Origin of the sequence: Clostridium beijerinckii, assembly GCF_018223745.1 — a bacterium.
GTDB lineage: Bacteria > Bacillota > Clostridia > Clostridiales > Clostridiaceae > Clostridium > Clostridium beijerinckii.
Map to the genome: position 1 here is coordinate 1,885,277 of NZ_CP073653.1, position 21,194 is coordinate 1,906,470.

Consider the following 21,194-nt stretch of genomic DNA (forward strand, 5'->3'; position numbering starts at 1 on the left):
GATTATCATGTTTTGTTATCACAAAACCTAGGAGGTTAAAGTAACATGGAAGATTTAGTTAGAGAAGAAAATATCGGAGTAGTTAAAATTTCTGATGAGGTAGTAAGCGTTATTGCAGGAATTGCTGCTCAGGAGATTGATGGAATATTAGATGCTCAAATGGGTGTTGCAAACAACTTAACAAACATATTTAAAGGTAAAAAGAACACCGCTAAAGCAAGTAAAGTTACTCTAGAAGAAGATAAAGCAATTATAGATATGAACGTATCAGTTGAATATGGTAAAAAAATAATGGAAGTTGTGCCTCAGGTGCAAGATAATGTTAAGAAAACCGTGGAAGCTATGACGGGACTATATGTTGAAGCCGTTAATATCTATGTTCAGAATATTTATATATCAAAAAAGGAAGAAAGTGAATCTAACTAGTTTGATTTTCACCCTCTGAAGCTTTCAGAGGGTGTTTCTATGCTGAAATTAACCAAGGTTTAAAAGAAAGCAAAAGTGTGTATAATGATAAATGTACATAATTAACTATGATACATATTTAGGAGGAATATATGAACAGAAAATTATCAAGGGAAAAGGCTATGGAGTTACTATTTGGAATGACTTTGAGCAAAGATACAATGGAAGATGCAGTGGAAGCATTTGTAGAGAATTATGAAGGGGATATAAAAGAGATTGACTTAACATATGTAAAACAAGTGTTAATTGGTGTAAGCAATAATAAAGAAGCAATTGACAAAGTTATACAAGAGAATTTACATAACTGGAAAATTGAAAGAATATCTAAAGTTAATTTAAGCATTTTAAGAATTGCAACATACGAATTATTATATGATAAGGAAGTACCAAGAGGTGTTGCAATCAACGAAGCTTTAGAAATTACAAGAAGATATTCAGATGAAAAAAGTGTATCGTTTATAAACGGAGTACTAGATAAGATTAAGCAGGACTAATTTTTATATACTAATACATTTTAAATATACATGATTTATAATTTAATTATGTTTAGAATATTTGCAATAAAGATACTTAAAATTATATAAAATAGGATTACAAAGTGAAAGTAGGTAGAATGATAAAATGGGGCAAATTATTAATGGTAAAGAAGTTGCATTAAAAGTGAAAGAAGAAATAAAAAATTTTGTTAATAATAGAAAAGAAAAAAATCTTCAAGTTCCTAAAATTGCATCAATATTAGTTGGAAATGATGGTGGATCTATTTATTATATGGGCAGTCAAGAGAAAGTAGCTAATTCTCTTGGAGTTGAGTTTCTAAAATTAACTTTACCAGAAACTTGCAATGACGAAGATGTTATAGCAGAAATACATAAATTAAATGAAGATAATAATATTCATGGAATTATTCTACAGTTGCCACTTCCGAATAATTTTGATGAAAAGAAAATTATCAAGCAAATATCTCCTAATAAGGATATTGATTGTCTTACATTTGAGAGTCAAGGAAAACTATATATGGGAGAGCCAAAATTTTTACCTTGTACACCTAATTCAGTAATTACCTTAATTAAAAGTCTAAACATAGATATTGTAGGGAAGAATGTTGTAGTCCTTGGAAGAAGCAACATAGTTGGAAAGCCAGTAGCTCAGCTTTTATTGAATGAAAATGCAACAGTTACAATTTGTCATTCAAAAACTAAGAATCTAAGAGAAGTTTGCAAGAATGCAGATATTTTGGTAGTAGCTATAGGAAGACCAAAATTCATTGATGATACATACGTAAATGAAAATGCGATTGTAATAGATGTTGGAACATCATCTTTTGAGGGTAAAATAACTGGAGATGTAAATTTTGATAAGGTAATAGATAAATGTAGATACTTAACTCCAGTTCCAGGTGGAGTTGGCTCGTTAACAACTACTTTATTAATAAAAAATGCATGTGAGGCTTTACAGGAAAATGAATATTAAGACTTTAACTGTTTCAGAGGTCACAAATTATATAAAAAGAATGTTAGACAATGATTTTATCTTAAGTAATCTCTCTGTAAAAGGGGAGATTTCTAATTTGAAGTATCATAGTAGTGGTCATATTTACTTTACACTTAAAGATAGTAGTGGCAGGATAAATTGCGTTATGTTTAAAAATAATGCAGTACTATTAGATTTTCCATTAGAAGAAGGAATGGAAGTTATTATTAAAGGTAGGGCATCAATATACCCTGCCACTGGAAGCTTCCAACTTTATTGTGATGAGATAAGAAAAGAAGGCTTAGGAGATTTATTCATTAAATTTGAGAAACTTAAAGAAAAACTATCTAAAGAAGGATATTTTGATGAAGCATATAAAAAGGAATTACCAAAGTATCCTCAGAGAATAGGAATAGTTACATCGCCAACAGGAGCGGCAATAAGAGATATTATAAATGTTTCAACTAGAAGAAGCAGTCTTGTGGATGTAGTGCTATATCCGGCAAAAGTACAAGGTGCAGGTGCCTACAAGGATATCATTTCTGGAATTAGTTATTTTAATAGAAAGAAATCAGTAGATATAATTATAGTAGGCAGAGGCGGAGGTTCCATAGAGGAATTATGGAATTTTAATGAAGAGGAGTTGGCTAAGGCGATTTTCAAATCTAAAATACCCATAATTTCAGCAGTAGGGCATGAGATAGATTTTACGATTTGTGATTTTGTAGCAGATGTCAGGGCAGCAACACCTTCTCAAGGAGCTGAGATTGCTGTTCCACTTAGTGATAATATAAAAGATAGATTACTAGATATTTCAAAGAATTTAGATAAGTATATAAGTGATAGATTAGATACTTGTAGAAATAATTTATCAGGAGCTCAAAGAATTTTAAAGGTTCATTCTCCGATGGCTAAAATATCTAATTCATATTTAGAAGTGGATAGATTACAAGATAGGTTGAATTTTGCAATGAGAACGAAAATTAAAGGAGAAAAGAACAAAGTAGAAAATTTAAATAATTTGCTTTTTGCTCATAATCCAATTAAGGTAATTTCAAAAGGATATGCTATAATAAAAGATAATGAAAATAATATTATTACATCGAAAGAACAGCTAAATGAAGATAAAAATATAGAAGTTATTCTTAAAGATGGCAATATAGAAGGAAAATTCATACCATCAAAATGAGGAGTTTGAGATATGGCTAAAAAAGAGAGTTATGAAGAAATGTTAACTAAACTTCAAGATATATTAAGCAATTTAGAAACAGATGACTTGAATCTTGAGGAATCTATGAAATCTTATGAAGAAGGTGTTAAACTTGTAAATAAGATTTATAAGATTTTAGATTCCTATGAAGCTAAAATTTCTATAATTAAAGATGATAAAGAATTGGAGTTTAGTGAAGATTATGGAGATAAATAATTTAAAAAAAGATATTAATGAATATTTGGAAAATTACTTCAGTGAAAAAGGAAGTTTTAATAGAATTATATATGATTCATGTAGCTATAGTTTGAATATAGGTGGAAAAAGAATACGACCAATATTGCTTTCGCTAACTTATTATATATACAAAGAAGATTATAGGAAAGTTATACCAATGGCGGCTGCTATGGAAATGATTCATACATATTCATTAATTCACGATGACCTTCCTTGTATGGATAATGACGATTTAAGAAGAGGAAAACCAACAAATCATATTAAATTTCAGGAAAATATAGCAGTTCTTGCAGGAGATGCTTTATTAAATGAAGCTATGATAATAATGATGGATTATGCGATAAAAAGTGAAAACAATGCTTTAAGAGCAGCACATGAGATAGCAGTTGCGGCAGGCGCAGAAGGTATGATAGGCGGTCAAGTAGTAGATATTATTTCAGAAGGAAAGAAGATATCAAAAGATGAGCTAGAATATATGCATGCTAAAAAAACAGGTGCACTTATTAGAGCGGCAATAGTTTCAGGAGCAATTTTAGCTGAAGCGCCTGAAGATGATTTGAGATTATTAAGGGAATATGGTGAAAAGCTAGGGCTTGTTTTTCAAATAAAAGATGATATATTAGATGTTATTGGAGATAGTAATATATTAGGTAAAAATATACATGCAGATGAAGAACATAATAAAACAAATTTTATATCGGTCTTTGGATTAGATAAGTGCAAAGAATTATGCGAAACTTTAACTAAAGAATGCATATCTATTCTTAACAGTTTGAGTGTTAATTCAGATTGCTTAGTTGAACTTACATATACTCTTTTAAATAGAGAAAATTAATAGAGGGAATGATTGTTATGAACTTACTGGATAAATTAAATTTTCCAGAAGATTTAAAAAAGCTTAATGAAGAAGATTATAAAGTTTTAAGTAGTGAGATTAGAAAATTTTTAATAGATAGTGTCTCTAAAACTGGTGGCCATTTAGCATCTAATTTAGGGGTTGTTGAATTAACATTAAGTTTATTTAAAGCCTTTAGTTTTGATAAAGATAAAATAGTATGGGATGTAGGACATCAGAGTTATATTTACAAAATTTTGACTGGAAGAAAAGAAGGGTTTAAAAAGCTTAGGAAATACGATGGAATAAGTGGATTTCCTAAGAGAAATGAAAGTAAATATGATTATTTTGACACAGGCCATAGTAGTACTTCAATATCAGCAGCTCTTGGAATTGCAAGGGCAAGAGATTTAAAGAAAGAAAAATATAATGTTATCTCTGTTATAGGTGATGGTGCGCTAACAGGTGGAATGGCAATCGAGGCTCTAAATGATGTTGGGTTTAGAAAAACAAAATTAATAATTATATTAAATGATAACCAGATGTCAATTTCAACAAATGTCGGAGGATTATCACGATATTTAAATAAACTTAGAATAGCTCCAGTATACAATAAGTTAAAGACTGATATTCATGCATCTTTAGATAACTCAAATCTAGGTAAAAATATAGCGGGAAAAATATCTAAAGTTAAAGATAGCATAAAGCAATTAATAGTTCCATCTATGTTTTTTGAAAACATGGGGGTAAAATATATTGGACCAATTGATGGGCATGATATCGATGCAATGACAGAGGTGTTTATAAAAGCAAAAGAAATAAACGAACCAGTAATAATACATATTTTAACTCAAAAAGGAAAAGGTTATGCGCTAGCAGAAGAAAGTCCAAGTAAGTACCATGCGGTAGGAGCATTTAATTTAGAAAGCGGTGAATCAAATGCATCACCAAAGAATAGCTATTCAAAGGCATTTGGAAAGGCACTAGTAAATCTTGGAGCTCAAGATGAAAAAATAGTTGCAATTACAGCAGCTATGCCAGAAGGTACAGGACTTAAGTGCTTTTCACAGAAATTTAGAGATAGATTCTTTGATGTGGGAATAGCAGAAGAACATGCAGTTACTCTTGCAGCTGGGATGGCGAGTAACGGTTTAAAACCTGTTTTCGCAGTTTATTCAACATTTCTACAAAGGGCGTTTGACCAGGTATTGCATGATGTTTGCATTCAAAATCTTCCAGTAGTATTTGCGATAGATAGAGCGGGAATAGTTGGAGAAGACGGTGAAACTCATCAAGGCATTAATGATTTATCCTATTTATCTATGATCCCTAATATACATATAGTTGTACCAAAATGTCTAGAAGAAGTTGATGTTTTATTAAAGTGGGCAATTAACAAAAATGCGCCAGTTGCAATAAGATATCCAAAGGGTGGAAACATAATTGATACTCTTTCACCAATTAAAGAGGTGGTAGAAGGACAATGGGAAATAGTAAATAGAGGTTCTAAGGTTTGTATTATTGCAACTGGCAGGATGGTTCAACATGCAATGCTTGCAAAAGAATTCCTATATGAGAAAGGATTAAATCCAACGGTTATTAATGCAACATTTGTTAAGCCAATTGATAAAAAATTACTAGAAAATATAAAAAAAGAAGGATATAATATTTTAACAATAGAGGATAACATTTTAAAAGGCGGGTTAGGTTCAGCTGTAAAAGATTATTTAAGTGAAATAGATTATAAAGGAACTATTAGATCACTTGGATATGATGATGAATTTATTCCTCAGGGAAATGTAGAAATCTTGTACAAAACATATAAATTAGATTACGAGAATATAAGCAAGATTGTTATGAAGCTTTATGATTAAAAGGAGAAACAAATGGCGGAAAAAAAAGAAAGACTTGATTTACTTTTAGTAGAAAAGGGCATAATTAATTCTAGAGAAAAAGCAAAAGCTTGTATAATGGAAGGTAAAGTTTATGTTGATGGCCAGAAAGTAGATAAGGCTGGTGAGAAAGTAAGTTCTAATGCTAATATTGAATATCGAGGAGAAACACTTAAGTATGTTAGCAGAGGTGGACTTAAATTAGAAAAAGCAATGAAAACTTATAGCATATCATTAGAGAATAAAGTGTGTATGGATATAGGGGCATCCACAGGCGGATTCACTGATTGCATGCTTCAAAACGGTGCTTCTAAAGTGTTTTCTGTAGATGTTGGGTATGGACAGTTTGCATGGAAACTTAGAACTGACGAAAGAGTAGTTTGTATGGAAAGAACAAATATAAGATATGTTACTCTAGAAGATATAGGAGAACCTTTGGACTTTGCATCTATAGATGTATCTTTTATATCATTAAAAAAAATAATGCCTGCGACAATAAATTTGCTAAAAGATGATGGAGAAGTTGTTGCACTTATAAAGCCTCAATTTGAAGCTGGACGCGAGAAAGTAGGAAAAAAAGGCGTTGTAAGAGAGATAAGCACACATAAAGAAGTAGTGCATGATATTGTAGACTTTTTATTACAGCAAAACTTAAATGTTTTAGGTGTGAGTTTTTCTCCTATTAAAGGGCCAGAAGGAAATAGAGAATATTTAGTGTATTTTACAAAGGATAAAAATAAAAAGAGTGATTTTGGAAAAGATGATATAGATGAAGTTGTTGAAAATTCACACATAGAAATTTAACTTCCTTGGAGGGGCTATGAATAATATTGGGATTGCAATTAATCCATCAAAAGATGTAGATAATAGAATATTGAATATGGTTGTAAAAAAATTTAAGGAAAAGTTTAACTTGAAAAATATTGAAGTTTTTAATTCATTCGATATAGAAGAGCAGAATTTAGCAGATATTGATTTACTTATCGTATTGGGTGGAGATGGTACACTCCTTGGAATAGCTAGATCTTTAAATGATAGTTTTAATTCACCTATCTTAGGGATTAATATAGGCAATTTAGGATTTTTGTCAAGTGTAGATATATCAGATATTGATATTGCTCTTGAAAAATTAAAAGACGGGAAATATAAATTTGTTGACAGAATGATGTTAAATTGTAAAGTTGAATCAGATGAAAATAAAGAAGAACTTAAGGCTTTAAATGATGTGGTACTGGCTAGAGGAACTCTTTCAAGAATGGTGAAATTTACGATATTTGTAGATGGAAAGATATATTCTACATTCAAAGGTGATGGACTTATTATAGCAACACCTACTGGATCTACAGCATACTCATTTTCAGCAGGAGGACCATTTATATATCCGGATTTAGAACTTATAACAATAACTCCTATATGTCCTCATACTAAAAGTATGCAAACTATCGTATTAAAAGGAGACAGTGTTATAGATATATATGCGGACCATGAAGAAGAAAAAATTTATTTGACTGTAGATGGTCAAAAGGCTATTAAAATTAATCATGAAACTTCGGTAAAGGTAAGTAAAAATAAAAAAAGTGTAAAATTACTTGTATTTGATGATTATGATTATTTTAAAGTCTTGAGAAGTAAGATTTTGAATAATTCTAAAGAATGTGATGGTGAGAAACTTTGAAATCAAAAAGGCATACTAAAATATTAGAAATCATAGGCTCAAGAGAAATAGAGACACAAGAAGAGTTGGCAGATGCATTAAAAAAAGAAGGATTTGATGTCACACAAGCGACTGTATCTAGAGATATAAAGAATTTAAAGTTAATAAAAATGCAATCGACTAATGGTAAATCTAAATATGCTGTGTCTACAGGAGAACAAAAAAATATCATTGATAGATTAAGCAATATTTTAGCTAATACAGTGCTTTCAGTAGAAAATGTAGATAAAATGGTTGTAATAAAAACTATAACAGGGTCGGCACCAATTACAGCTGAAGCTATTGATAATTTGGAAAGTGCGGATATTGCAGGAACAGTAGCAGGAGATAATACTATTTTCATTTTAGTTAGAAGTTTGGAAAGTGCTGAAGATTTGGTTGATAAAATAAGAAAAAGAATGTCATCATAAATATTAAGGGTGGGATGAAATGCTAATTCAATTAAATATCAAAAATTTTGCGTTGATAGAAGACATGACGATAAATTTTAGTGAAGGGTTTAATATACTTTCAGGAGAAACTGGAGCAGGAAAGTCCATCATGATAGATGCAATCGACTTTGTTCTTGGTGGAAAGTTCTCGAAAAATTTAATAAGAACTGGTGAAGATAGAACATATGTAGAGGCATTATTTTCATTAGAAAAATCAAAAGTTTCTGAGGTATTGGAAGAATTAGATATTGAGTATGAAGATGTCTTAATAATTTCGAGAGAAAGTCATGCGAGTGGGAAAAACTTGATAAAGGTAAATGGGAAAAGCTTAATTACTTCACAACTTAGAAAAATTAGAGCAAAACTTTTAGATATTCATGGACAACATGCTAATCAAGAACTTCTACAAAGAAATACTCATATATCATATTTAGATGGATTTATAGGAGATGAGATGATACATCCTATAGGTAGATTTAGCGATTTAAGGGCAGATTTAATAAAAATAAGAGAAGAAATTAATAGGATTTGTGGCAATCAAGATAGAGAAAAATTGCTAGACTATCTTAAATTTCAAATTGAAGATATTGAGAAAGCTAAATTAAAAAAGGATGAAGAAGAAACTTTAAAAGAAGAATATAATATTTTAGCAAATGCTGAAAAAATTAATAATAGTTTATCTATCTCATATGGAATGCTTAGTGGAAACGAAGAGTTAAATGTGATTGATTCCATATCAAAGATAATGCACGAACTATCTAATGTAGAAAATCATTTTGAAAAGATTAAGAAGAATAAGCAATTAATTGAAGAAGCATTTTATACTTTAGAAGAAGCTAGTCGTGAGATCCGTGACATGGCAGAAGAGATTGTTTTTGATCAAGATGCGTTGGAGAAAGTAAATGCTAGAATTTATGAAATAAATATTTACAAGAAGAAATATGCGCCAACAATTCCAGAGATCTTAGATTATTATGAAAAAATAAAAAAAGAATATAATGAAATATTAAATTCTGAACAAATAATAGAAAGTCTTAAGGAAAAAGAGAAAGAAATTCTATCTAAAATGGAAAAAGAAGCGTTAATTCTTCATGAACTAAGAGTAAGAAAAAGTAAATTCTTAGAAGAAAAAATATTAAGAGAACTTACGTTTGTTGGTCTTGAAAAATCAAGAATGGAAATAAGTATAGTTCGTCAAGAAGAGTTTAATGAAAAGGGATTTGATGATGTTAGTTTTTTAATATCTACAAATCCAGGAGAACCACTTATGCCGCTTGAAAAAGTATTATCAGGTGGAGAACTGTCAAGAATAATGTTAGCTTTAAAATGTGTTTTTGCTGAGAAGGATGAAATACCAACATTAATTTTTGACGAAATAGATACAGGAATAAGTGGAGCAGTTGCACAAAGAGTTGGAGAAAAGATGTATCAATTATCAGATACGCATCAAGTTTTATGCATAACTCATTTGCCGCAGATTGCTGTATTATCTGATCATCATTATTTTGTTATGAAAAAAGTTAAAGATAACAAAACATTTACAAAGATAAAGGTTTTAAAAAAGGAAGAAAAAGAACTTGAGATAAGTAAAATGTTAGCAGGAGACGATGTAACAGAAGCTACATTAAATAATGTTAAGGAAATGATAAAATTAAGTGAACTAAAAAAGCTAGAAATTCAAAAATAAATACATATAGAAAATAAAATTGGTAAAAATAAAACCATGTAATTGCATGGTTTTATTTTTTTATTTTTATAATTTTGGAAATTTATATATAAAGTAAAAGAAATAAAGTTATATACTTTTAAAATTTAGTATAAGCTAAATTTTTTGACTACAATAACAAAGTTCTTATAGGATAAGACTTGAGTGCAGTGGGAAAATTAAATTTAGTAAGTAAAGGAGGAGAGAAATATGAAGAGAAAAATTTTATGTGCTACTAGTTTAATTATGACTCCAATCCTTATTCTAATTTTATTTACCACGATGAGCATAAGGAAATTACCAAGTAAGATTTATACAAGAGATGAAAAGACAGTACAATCAATTGCACCCATAGGAAACACCATAAGTAAGATTGGTAATAACGATAATGAGTATGAGATAAAATTTTTGGGAATGATTCCTCTGAAAGCTGTCGAAGTACAAAAAATTAAAGATTTAGAGATATGTCCAGGCGGAAATCCAGTCGGAGTTAGAGTGAATAGTGAAGGCGTGATTATTGTTGGATATTCTGAAATTGAAATCAATAATAAGAAAGAAGAAAGTCCTGGTAAGGCTGCTGGGCTTGAAATTGGTGATGTAATACTAAGAGTAAATGGTGAAAATATGGAGAATTCCATGGATTTGTTAAAAACAATTAAAGAATGTGATAATGAAAGTATAAAGGTTGATATTTTAAGAAATGGTGAGAATCTCACAAAAACAATACATCTAAAAAAAGAAAATAATAAAGATTATAAAATAGGATTATGGATAAGAGACTCAACTGCAGGAGTGGGAACAATGACTTTTTTTGATCCAACTACTAAAAAGTTCGGAGCATTAGGACATCCGATAACAGATGCAGACACAAATGAACCATTTCTAGTAAAGAAAGGAGACTTATTAGAGTCATCTATAATAAGTGTTAGAAAAGGAGAAAAAGGATCACCAGGTGAATTAAAAGGAATTTTTTTAAACGAAGAGACACCAACTGGAAACATTGAAAAAAATACGCAAAGTGGAATTTTTGGTGAAATCAAAAATACTCAAGTATTAAATAATAAAATTAAACCTCTTAAAGTTGGGTTTAGGGATGATATATCTGTAGGAAAAGCTAAAATAATTACAACAGTAGATGAGAGTGGTCCACAAGAATTCGATATTGAGATTGAAAAGACTTTAAATCAATCTATTCCAGGATCGAAAAGCATGGTAATAAAAATTACTGATCCAAGGCTATTACAAAAAACAGGTGGAATTGTTCAGGGAATGAGTGGAAGTCCTATAATTCAAAACGATAAAATAGTTGGAGCGGTCACTCATGTACTAATAAATAAACCTGATACCGGATATGGTATTTATATAGAGTGGATGCTTCAAGAAGCAGGAATAATAAAATAAAAACAAATGATAGGTAGCGTATTTAAAAATCGCTACCTATATTTGCTTTTGTTTTGAGTCTGATATAAAGTTATTTGAATTTATGGAATATAAAATAAACATAGGGAAATATAGTATTAATTTATGGTGTTATATTATATAAAAGTACATAATTTTAAAATAATTATTAATATATAATTTCGATATAGATTGTAGAAAAAGAAATATAATTATATAATAAATATGTATTCGCTTAATAATTGAGAATTTAGGAAATATATAGTTACATTTTTACTTAAAAAAATACTTTAAAAGTATTTTGTCAGAACCTATTTACTTTCTGAGAAAAAAAGTGTATAATTTACAAATAGTGGAAGATGATAAAGTAATATTAATCGGACTTAAGAGATATTTATGTAAAAGGGAATATATTAATAGAAAAATTACTATTGCAAATGTAGACGTACATACCCTATTAATGTCAAGGATCTTACAATAATTTGTAGAAGTAATATATTGTGTTATATTGTACAATGATGGAACTATTTAATAAGATATGGTTATAGGGGTTAAATAATATATTAAAATACAAACATAATAAAAGAATGGACAAAAGGAGAGAAAAAATATGGAAGATTCAAAAATATCTGTACTAATTGCTGATGATAACAAAGAATTTTGCAGTATATTAAATGATTATCTACTTAATCAAAAAGATATAGTTGTCACAGGAATTGCAAAAGATGGTAGAGAGGCTTTAGAGTTAATAGTAGAAAGAAAGCCTGATTTAGTTATTCTTGATATAATTATGCCACATTTAGATGGATTAGGTGTTTTAGAAAAATTAAATACAATGCAATTGGAAAAGGTTCCAAGAATAATAATATTATCAGCAGTAGGCCAAGATAAGATTACTCAACAGGCAATAACTCTTGGTGCAGATTATTATACTGTAAAACCTTTTGACATGGAAGTATTTACAAAGAGAATCAGAGAAATGTTTAATAGCTCTGCAGCAGTTCAAGAAACAAATATGAGAAATTCGTATGCATCATCAATGATATCTACTCCAAGTGAAAATAAAGCAAAGGCGCCTATTGATTTAGAAACGGAAATAACTAATATAATACATGAAGTTGGAGTACCAGCTCATATTAAAGGTTACATGTATTTGAGAGAAGCTATAACAATGGTAGTAAACGATATGGAATTATTATCAGCAGTAACTAAAGAGTTATATCCTTCAATTGCTAAAAAGTACAATACAACAGCTTCAAGAGTTGAAAGAGCAATAAGACATGCAATAGAAGTAGCATGGGGAAGAGGTCAAATAGAAGCGATTAACAGGTTATTTGGATATACAGTGCATAATGATAAAGGTAAGCCAACAAATAGTGAATTTATAGCTATAATAGCTGATAAATTAAGACTTAAAAATAAAGTTAGCTAATTGGCTTGAAGTAATGTGAAAAGCTACGTTGAAGGTAATGGAAAATATCTTTCATCTATATTTTAATAGCAACTAATAGTTTTTCATATCAATTAATACTCTAAATTTATGTAAGACTAATACCTTTTATTAGTTGGGTGTAACAATCTAACTAATAAAAGGTTATTTTTATGCAAAAATAAAAACAAAAGATTATAGAGGAAAGCAACATAAATTAACCATCCTTTTTAAGTGGAAAATTTAAAGCGGACATGTTATAATTAAAGTGTTAGAATTTAAGATATAGAAAGACAGAGGATTAAAGTGTATGGAAATAAAAATTAATATTCCAGTATTAAAAATATTAGCGATAACTATTTCGGGAATATTGGGTTATATAACTGGAATAATAGTATATAAATAGATATGATATTTTAGACTAAGGAGATATAATTATTCTTTGGTCTTTTTTTTATGTAAAAAAATAAATTAATTAACAAGAAGGTCATGATATTTCAAAAGTAGATTATAGTATGTGAAAATATAATTCTATGGTATACAAGCGTTAATAAAAAGTGAATAAGTATATTTCTATTAAGAAATATATTACGATAGTAAATTATTAACGACACAAAAGTTTATACAATGTTATAAATTTACAATACATCATGTATAAAAAAGAGAAAAATATGCTTTTAATGCTGAAAAATGTGGAAATAAAAGTTAAAATAAAGATTACAGAAAGAAGGTATTTGTATAAGAATGTAGAAATATATGATTAGGTAAAAGAGATTCGATCTTGATAAGTATATCGAGTCAATTTAACTAAAATTATATTATGGAGGTATTATAAAAAAGAGAATCAACTTAAGAATAATTTATGCATTAATGAAGGGTGGTTTTTTATGGAATTTAATTGGGATAAGAAATGGTCAGTGGGTATTGATAAAATAGATCATCAACACAAAGAATTGTTTGATAGAATTAATAAGTTAGTAAGTGCGATGAGAGAGGGAAAAGGAAAAGATGAGGTTATAGAGACTTTAAGCTTTCTAGAAGAGTACGTTATTAAGCATTTTAATGATGAAGAAGAGATGCAAAGAAAGAGCAATTATCCTAAATACGATATTCAACATAAGCAACATGAAGAATTCAAAGAGGAGCTTAGAGAATTAAGAAAAGTTTTTGAAAAAGCTGGTGTCTCAGCATTGTTTGTTATAAATGTACAACAAAAGATGTCCAGTTGGTGGAGAAAGCATATTAGAGAATTGGATAGAGATCTAGGAGGATTCTTAATAGAAAGTTCTAAATAGTACTATTTACTGAAGGTATGATGGAATCGAATTGTACTACAAGATAAAAAATCCAATCATTTGAATTTGGTAAATTATTAAGAAAAATCAATGAAAAGGATAGCTTATTTAGAAATATAAGCTATCTTAAAATTGGTTGACGATATTTTTTTGAGGTAAAAAAAATAATGAAAATTGTTTATATTGATATTATAACTTAAGATTGCTACAGGATTATGACAAGGCTAGTATATAAATTAATTCTTATTGAATTTTAAGTTTATGAAAAAATTGTTTTATATTAGAAAATATCGATAACACAGTTTTATAAATAAAAATCTTATACAGAATAACATAAATACTGCAAATTGGAAAAAGGGATTTTATATAATTTATAGAATATTTTTAGTTATAGAAAAGGGGTGAGGGTATGGGAGAAGTAAAAGATGAAAAGCTAACAAAGGATCAACAAAAAGAAGCATTAAAAAGCGCAATAACAACAATAGTAGAAAACTACAAGATGTTGCTAATAAGTAATAATAATATATCAGGCCTAGAGAAACAAAAATTATACGGTGATCTTGAACATAGTGTGGCAGCAATAGAATTTATAACGAAATGTAAGCTTGATAAAGGCGTTTTGTGGGAAGGAATATGAAACTAATCTAAATAATTAAAATAGATATAGTGTTATTAAAGTATAATTAGTGCAGCATAAAAAATATTTCACATAACAAAAAAGAATAGTTCACTAGGGTGAAATGAACTATTCTTATATGGGTCATAGTATTTTTTATAGGAGTAAAATAATGTTTTATCTTGTTTCAAGTAATAGTATAAATATATATTGTGGCAATATTATGACAACAATAAAAAACTAATATTAAAATTTCAACAATAATATTTAAAAAAATTGCACAGAATTGTTGACAAAACTCATGAATATATGATATTTTTGTAAAAGCATACTTTTAATTTAGTTCAGAGAAGCTAAGAAGGGGGAACATATGATGAATAATAAATCATTAAAAAGCGAAAAAAATTTTATAGATGTAAAAGAGAAAGTTTCTTTAAAGAGAGCAATTCCATTAAGTATCCAACATTTGTTTGCAATGTTTGGAGCTTCAGTCTTAGTACCACTTATTTTTAAAATTGATCCAACAACAGTGCTATTTTTTAATGGTATTGGTACATTACTTTATGCCTTTATTACCAAAAAAAGTATTCCAGCTTATTTAGGATCAAGTTTTGCCTTTATATCACCAGTATTACTTTTATATAGTCAAGGATATGATTTTCAGACTATACAAGGCGGTTTTGTATTTGTAGGTATATCATTTTCAATAATAGCGATTATTGTTGGATATACAGGTATGGGATGGATAAATAAATTATTTCCACCAGCTGCTATGGGATCAATAATAACAATTATAGGTTTAGAATTAGCCAGTAATGCAGCAGATCAAGCAGGTTTTCCGGTTGGATTAAGTAATTCTCCAACTTTAAACATAACATGGGTAATTGTTTCGATGGTTACTTTAGCTACAGTGATTTTATGTAATATCTTATTAAAAGGATTCTTGAAAGTTATACCTATATTAATAGGGGTAGTAGTTGGATACATTACAGCATTCTTTATGGGATTAGTAGATTTTAGTACTATAAATAATGCAAATTATTTTGTTTTACCTAATATAAAGGTTGCACATTTCAGTTTAAATGCAATTTTAACTATACTACCTGCAACATTTGTAGTAATTGCAGAACATGTTGGTCATTTAAAAGTTACTAGTAGCATTGTTGGAAGAGATTTATCAAAAGATCCTGGACTTCATAGATCTTTACTTGGAGACGGGCTATCAACTATCATTTCGGGAATGTTTGGTTCTGTACCAACAACAACTTATGGTGAAAATATAGGAGTTTTAGCTCTAACTAAAGTGTATAGTGTATATGTAATATGTGGGGCCGGCTTAGTATCAATTTTGCTAGGGTTTTCTGGGAAAATGTCAGCACTTATTAGTACAATTCCAACGCCTGTTATTGGAGGAATAAGCTTCTTATTATTTGGGACTATTGCAACTTCAGGATTAAGAACTTTTATTGAAGAAAAAGTTGATTTTTCTAAATCAAGAAATTTAATATTAACTTCGGTAGTATTTATAGTAGGATTAAGTGGCATAAAATTAACTTTAGGGACTATTGAACTTAAAGGAATGGGGCTAGCAACATTGGTTGCTATGGTGTTAAGTATAAGTTTTATGATATTTGATAAATTAGGTATAATGAACGAAGCGGAATAAGATAAAAGTTTATAAATAATGAAATTAATTATAAGAATGCTGTTAGTATTAATGAAAATACTAATGGCATTTTTTATTTTAAAGAAAAGAAGTATAAAATTAAAGAAAGTAGATATATTTAACTATTTATATTTTTATAGTTAATTTATGAATATATAAGAGTATTAAAAGAGAAACTATGTATGAAGATAAATGTATAGGAGGAATACAAATGAAATTAAAAAAATACATAAAAGTATTAAGTTATTTTATTATTTTTAACGTACTTATGAGTTTGGCTTTCGTTGGCGCTGATGCTAATACTGTGAAAATAACTACTGATAAGGAACCATTATATACAGTTGAGTACGATGGCTATGATCTTACAGCGAGAAGAATAAGAGTTGCTGGAAGCAACAATGTTGCATATTGCTTAGAGATAAATGAAAAATATCCATCTGGGCAAAATTTTTCGTCAAATAGTAATTTAAGTGAATCAGTTCGTAATGTTATTGCTGCCGGATATCCAAATAGATCTGTAGCTGAATTAAATTTAGACAATGAAAACGAAGCGTATTTCGCTACTCAGATAGCAATATGGAGTTCAATGGAAGGATATGATGTTAATAAAATAAAAGGAAATAACTCTAAAATAGTAGATGCGATAAAGAGCATATATAATGATGGGGTAAATGGGAAATATTCAAGTAAAATAAGAAGTAAAGTATATAAAACAAGTGATGAATCTATACAAGAAATAATAGTTGTATATACTGATGATTTAGTATCGGAAGAAAAAGGAGAATCAATTCAAACAGAATATGCACCACAAGAAGGATAAATAAAATTACAGATTACATGTTAATGCTGTTACATAATGAATGTTTTATGATTAGTCTAAAGAATTTACCTTGTAACAGCATTAATAGTTAATTAGAAGGAAATCTTGGCTATGATTGACACCAATTCTATAAAATGATAACCTTTTGTTAGATTATTAGAAGTAGTAAGGTGGTGAAGAAGATTGCTGCTAAAGGATTATAGTAAGGAACAAATTAGGAATTTAGTTGAAATTATTAAAGATTGTGTCCGTGAAGATATGTATACTATATCTTTAGAAGAAAATAAGGCAGAAAATATTCAATTTATAGAAGAATACAATATAAATGAAAAGAAGAGAATAAGTATACTATGCGATATAGACTACAAAGATTTTTGTTATGGCCTCCAAAACGTAAAAAATGGAGTTGAGCAAAATGATCTTTATGTATTTTGTTTACAAAAAGAATTGTATAATGTTGAGGATAAGAGAGAAATAGTAGATATTTATTTGAAATTTAATGTAATATGTAATGAAGTGAATAGTAGTAGAGTATTAGTCTCTCTACATAAAAGAAACAAGCCTATTACATATCTTTTTAGATAAAAAGAATTGTCTTCATTTCTAAAAGGAGGGATAAACTCATGAAGAAATCAGCATTTTGTGAATATTGTTTTAGCGAAAGAGAATATCAAGTATATAAAGTAAGAAGAACATCTATACTAAAAGAAGAAGAGGTAAGCTACAAGGCTAAAGAAGCTGTTTGTAACGTTTGTGGTAATGAGATTTTTGTGTCAGACATATGTGAGTATAATTTGATGAACTTATATAAAGAATATAGAAGGAATTATAATATTATTAGTACGGATGAAATAGAAAAAGTTAAAATAAAGTATTCAATTAATTCAGAAGCACTTTCACTAATATTAGGATGGAATAGTAAGACTATAGAACGATATTTAGATGGGGATATGATTGGAGTCTCCAATAGTGATTTATTAAGAAAAGTATATGAAAATACCAGTTATTATTCTATCATATTGCAAAATAATAAGGAAAGAATAAATCCAGCAGATTACAATAAAAGTAGACAAGCTATTAGATATATTTTAGATCAAGATGAGACAGAAGAAAAAATCGACGCAGTAATAAAATATTTGTTGATAAGATGTGAAGATTTCACAGCTTTATCAATCCAAAAACTTCTATATTATGTACAAGCATTTCATTATGTCTTTACTGGTAATTTTATGTTTGAAGAAGATTGCGAAGCTTGGAAGGATGGTCCGTTTTATCCAAGTTTATATGAAAGATATGAACAATTTGGATATGAAAAAGTTAATAAAGATATAATGGCTAATGATAAGTTAAGGTTGGAGAATTTTGAACGGAATATTGTAGAAAGTATAATAAAATTTTATGGTTGTTATAGTGGGAAAATATTAAAGGAGATGACTAAAAGCGAAGCTCCTTGGATATTAACAAGAACTAATTCTATTAATGGAAAGAATATCAAATATGGTGAATTTAATACTGTGATTGAAAAAAGTTTGATCCAAGAGTATTTTGATAGTATTAAGGAAAAATATAATATTAGTAGTTTATTAGATATACAAAATTATAGTAGAGATTCATTCGATAAGATATCTATTTAATATGAAGTTAGGAAAGAGGTAAATTATGAAAACTACATTATTACTTATTAGACATGGCGAAACAGAATGGAATGCTTTAGGAAAATTTCAAGGGTGTACAGATATAGAGTTGTCAGAGGAAGGAGTAAAACAAGCGCAAATATTAAAAAATAGACTTAATGAAGAATTTGATTGGATATATGCTAGTCCGTTAAGTAGAGCTTTTAAAACAGCAAATATATTAGCATCAATTACGAATAAAGAAGTTATAATAGAGCCTGAGATAAGAGAAATTAATTTTGGTGAATGGGAAGGATTAACTGTTAAGCAAATTAGTGAAAAATATCCTGATGTTTTTAAAGCTTGGAGAACTGATAAAAAAGAAAGTTATATTTGCGGTGGAGATTCTAGTATACGTAATGCGGTAGGTAGAGCTAAGAAGTGTATTCTAGAAATAGTATCTAAACATAAAGGTGAGAAGATAGTAATTGTTGCTCATGGAGGAATAATAAAAGCTGGACTTATAGGAATATTTGACTGGGATATGACAATGTATCATAAAGTAGCACTTGGCAATACTTGTATTAATAAAATAACTTTCAATGATGATTTAATGCCAATGTTAGTTAGTTTAAATGATACAACTCATTTAGATTAAATTACGAAAGTTATATGAATTAATTAAAAAAATGCAATTCTATAAAAGGTATCAAAATATACTAAATGTTAAACATAAAATAATTATTCTAAATAAATAGATAAGATTTATTTTACCAATGAAGTTTATAAAATTATCGTAAATGTATTTTACGATGATTCATAAGGAGTAAAAAAGAATGATATACATGATGATAAGTATTATATTGATTTTATATTCTGGAATAAATTATTACATTAGCATATGGTTTTGGAAAAATTTATGCAGTATGATCCCTTTTTTTAATAGTGAAATATACTTTAGCTTCTTTTTTATTATATTTATAATAAGCTTAGTTGGAGTTATATGGAATCGCCATATACCTAAGTTTCTCCATGATGGAATTTACTTGATAGCATCTTATTGGCTTGCTGTTATATTATACTTTGCAATATTTATTGGCATGATTGAGTGCTTTTTTATTTTAGGCAAGACTTTACAGTTTATACCTAGCGATATTAAACTTAATGCAAATGTTTTATTTTATATTGCTTTGATAATTCTTTTTACTGTAATGATTATAATTCTATACGGAACGATAAATGCTAAAAACGCAACAATTACACCATATAATATAGATTTACCTAGAAAGGCAGGAAAGATAAGTAAATTGCAAATAGCGTTTTTATCAGATATTCATCTTGGTAATTTAATGGATAAAAGAATAGATAAACTAATAGATAAAATTAATTCTATACAACCAGATATTGTTTTAATTGCAGGAGATATAATTGATTCTAATAGAGATATGATAAATTATGATTTTTCTAAGATGCAAAGTAATTTTAAAAAAATAAAAAGTAAATATGGGATTTATGCATGTTTGGGGAATCATGACTATGATCATAAAGGTGATTCATCAAATAGAATAAATAATTTCAAAAAAGTAGGAGTTAATATATTACGAGATAGTTATGTAAAAATTGATGATAGTTTTTATGTTATAGGGCGTGAAGATATCTCTTATGAAAGAATAAGCGGGATAAGAAGAAAAAAACTATCAGAAACTGTAAATGAAATTAGTGGAGAATTACCTATAATAGTGCTTGATCATCAGCCCAATAACCTAAATGAACCTGTGAGTGAAGGAATTGATTTACAATTATCTGGTCACACACATAAAGGACAGTTTTTTCCTTTTAATTTAATAACGAAAAGAGTATTTAAAATTGATTATGGATATCTAAAAATGGATAAATTTCAAATAATAGTTTCATGTGGCACAAGAACGTGGGGACCGCCTATAAGGATTGGGAGTAAATGTGAGATAGTAAATATAAATGTAACATTTAAGTAAAGGATTATTTTTAGTGTCTACAAGCAATTAAATAGATAAACTATCATGAATCAAAAATGAACAATATATAAACATAAAAAAATGAATGGAATATATGTCCTAAAAATATACAGTGTAATAAAATTGAACATTTTATTTATAAATTGTATTTTTTTGATACAGTAAATTTGTGTTAGAAAAACTACATTGTTAATAATTAGATTATAAAATTTCAATAAATGGAGAAATAAGTCTACTAATATATTTTGAAAAATTCACGTAGATTGATGAATTAGAACCTTGTATTTACAGGGAAATATATCCTTATTTGTATTAGTATGAAATAAAAATTATGCGATAAATTATACCAGAATATTACATAAACCTATATAATAAATTGATAAAATAATAACATTTGGCATAAA

Annotated in this window: 21 protein-coding genes; all 21 read left to right on the top strand. The window is 28.3% G+C overall.

The features are described from left to right. Positions 1-45: 45 nt before the first annotated feature. The 21 genes from KEC93_RS08670 (at position 46) to KEC93_RS08770 (ending at position 20,790) form a co-directional block, all read left to right on the top strand. On the top strand, positions 46-426 hold the full coding sequence (locus tag KEC93_RS08670; RefSeq protein WP_011969024.1) for an Asp23/Gls24 family envelope stress response protein: 381 nt from the start codon (positions 46-48) through the stop codon (positions 424-426). A 131-nt stretch (positions 427-557) separates the two neighbouring features. Next, the gene (nusB, locus tag KEC93_RS08675; protein ID WP_077868087.1) at positions 558-959 is read left to right on the top strand and encodes a transcription antitermination factor NusB; all 402 of its coding nucleotides are present in this window, start codon (positions 558-560) and stop codon (positions 957-959) included. 127 nt (positions 960-1,086) lie between these two features. Next, the gene (locus tag KEC93_RS08680; RefSeq protein ID WP_077868088.1) at positions 1,087-1,935 is read left to right on the top strand and encodes a bifunctional methylenetetrahydrofolate dehydrogenase/methenyltetrahydrofolate cyclohydrolase; all 849 of its coding nucleotides are present in this window, start codon (positions 1,087-1,089) and stop codon (positions 1,933-1,935) included. Next, complete coding sequence (xseA, locus tag KEC93_RS08685) at positions 1,925-3,124, top strand: exodeoxyribonuclease VII large subunit (RefSeq protein WP_077868089.1); 1,200 nt, start codon at positions 1,925-1,927, stop codon at positions 3,122-3,124. The genes KEC93_RS08680 and xseA overlap by 11 nt, the downstream gene beginning before the upstream one ends. Before the next feature lie 12 nt (positions 3,125-3,136). Continuing rightward, positions 3,137-3,361: an exodeoxyribonuclease VII small subunit gene (locus KEC93_RS08690; protein WP_011969028.1), complete on the top strand. Its 225-nt coding sequence runs from the start codon at positions 3,137-3,139 to the stop codon at positions 3,359-3,361. Next, positions 3,348-4,217, top strand: a complete 870-nt coding sequence (locus KEC93_RS08695; RefSeq protein ID WP_077868090.1) for a polyprenyl synthetase family protein — start codon at positions 3,348-3,350, stop codon at positions 4,215-4,217. The genes KEC93_RS08690 and KEC93_RS08695 overlap by 14 nt, the downstream gene beginning before the upstream one ends. 17 nt (positions 4,218-4,234) lie before the next feature. Further along, positions 4,235-6,091 (top strand): 1-deoxy-D-xylulose-5-phosphate synthase, encoded by a 1,857-nt coding sequence (dxs, locus tag KEC93_RS08700; RefSeq protein ID WP_039770546.1) that lies wholly within the window; start codon positions 4,235-4,237, stop codon positions 6,089-6,091. A 12-nt stretch (positions 6,092-6,103) separates the two neighbouring features. Continuing rightward, a complete protein-coding gene (locus KEC93_RS08705; RefSeq protein WP_023974707.1) occupies positions 6,104-6,913 on the top strand; it encodes a TlyA family RNA methyltransferase in 810 nt (269 codons plus the stop codon). Positions 6,914-6,929: 16 nt separating this feature from the next. Next, complete coding sequence (locus tag KEC93_RS08710) at positions 6,930-7,784, top strand: NAD(+)/NADH kinase (protein WP_011969032.1); 855 nt, start codon at positions 6,930-6,932, stop codon at positions 7,782-7,784. Next, a complete protein-coding gene (locus KEC93_RS08715; protein ID WP_011969033.1) occupies positions 7,781-8,233 on the top strand; it encodes an arginine repressor in 453 nt (150 codons plus the stop codon). Before KEC93_RS08710 ends, KEC93_RS08715 begins: the two co-directional genes overlap by 4 nt. A gap of 19 nt (positions 8,234-8,252) precedes the next feature. After that, complete coding sequence (gene recN / locus KEC93_RS08720; protein WP_077868091.1) at positions 8,253-9,941, top strand: DNA repair protein RecN; 1,689 nt, start codon at positions 8,253-8,255, stop codon at positions 9,939-9,941. A 228-nt stretch (positions 9,942-10,169) separates the two neighbouring features. Then, entirely contained in the window at positions 10,170-11,360 is a 1,191-nt protein-coding gene (gene spoIVB / locus KEC93_RS08725) for a SpoIVB peptidase (protein ID WP_023974704.1), read from the top strand. 607 nt (positions 11,361-11,967) lie between these two features. Beyond that, complete coding sequence (gene spo0A, locus KEC93_RS08730; RefSeq protein WP_023974703.1) at positions 11,968-12,789, top strand: sporulation transcription factor Spo0A; 822 nt, start codon at positions 11,968-11,970, stop codon at positions 12,787-12,789. 884 nt (positions 12,790-13,673) lie between these two features. Then, on the top strand, positions 13,674-14,081 hold the full coding sequence (locus tag KEC93_RS08735) for a bacteriohemerythrin (protein WP_011969037.1): 408 nt from the start codon (positions 13,674-13,676) through the stop codon (positions 14,079-14,081). Positions 14,082-14,490: 409 nt separating this feature from the next. Next, positions 14,491-14,718 (top strand): hypothetical protein, encoded by a 228-nt coding sequence (locus KEC93_RS08740; RefSeq protein ID WP_017208908.1) that lies wholly within the window; start codon positions 14,491-14,493, stop codon positions 14,716-14,718. A 352-nt stretch (positions 14,719-15,070) separates the two neighbouring features. Further along, on the top strand, positions 15,071-16,363 hold the full coding sequence (uraA, locus tag KEC93_RS08745) for a uracil permease (RefSeq protein WP_171780394.1): 1,293 nt from the start codon (positions 15,071-15,073) through the stop codon (positions 16,361-16,363). A 211-nt stretch (positions 16,364-16,574) separates the two neighbouring features. Beyond that, on the top strand, positions 16,575-17,183 hold the full coding sequence (locus KEC93_RS08750) for a thioester domain-containing protein (RefSeq protein ID WP_026015633.1): 609 nt from the start codon (positions 16,575-16,577) through the stop codon (positions 17,181-17,183). 183 nt (positions 17,184-17,366) lie between these two features. Further along, positions 17,367-17,768 carry a hypothetical protein gene (locus tag KEC93_RS08755; RefSeq protein ID WP_023974700.1) on the top strand — a complete coding sequence of 134 codons (402 nt, stop codon included), beginning with the start codon at positions 17,367-17,369 and terminating at the stop codon, positions 17,766-17,768. 38 nt (positions 17,769-17,806) lie between these two features. Next, the gene (locus tag KEC93_RS08760; protein WP_077868093.1) at positions 17,807-18,817 is read left to right on the top strand and encodes a type II toxin-antitoxin system antitoxin SocA domain-containing protein; all 1,011 of its coding nucleotides are present in this window, start codon (positions 17,807-17,809) and stop codon (positions 18,815-18,817) included. Positions 18,818-18,842: 25 nt separating this feature from the next. Beyond that, positions 18,843-19,454 (top strand): histidine phosphatase family protein, encoded by a 612-nt coding sequence (locus tag KEC93_RS08765; protein ID WP_039770533.1) that lies wholly within the window; start codon positions 18,843-18,845, stop codon positions 19,452-19,454. Positions 19,455-19,632: 178 nt separating this feature from the next. After that, positions 19,633-20,790, top strand: coding sequence for a metallophosphoesterase (locus KEC93_RS08770; protein ID WP_077868094.1), 1,158 nt, complete (start codon positions 19,633-19,635; stop codon positions 20,788-20,790). Positions 20,791-21,194: the final 404 nt, after the last annotated feature.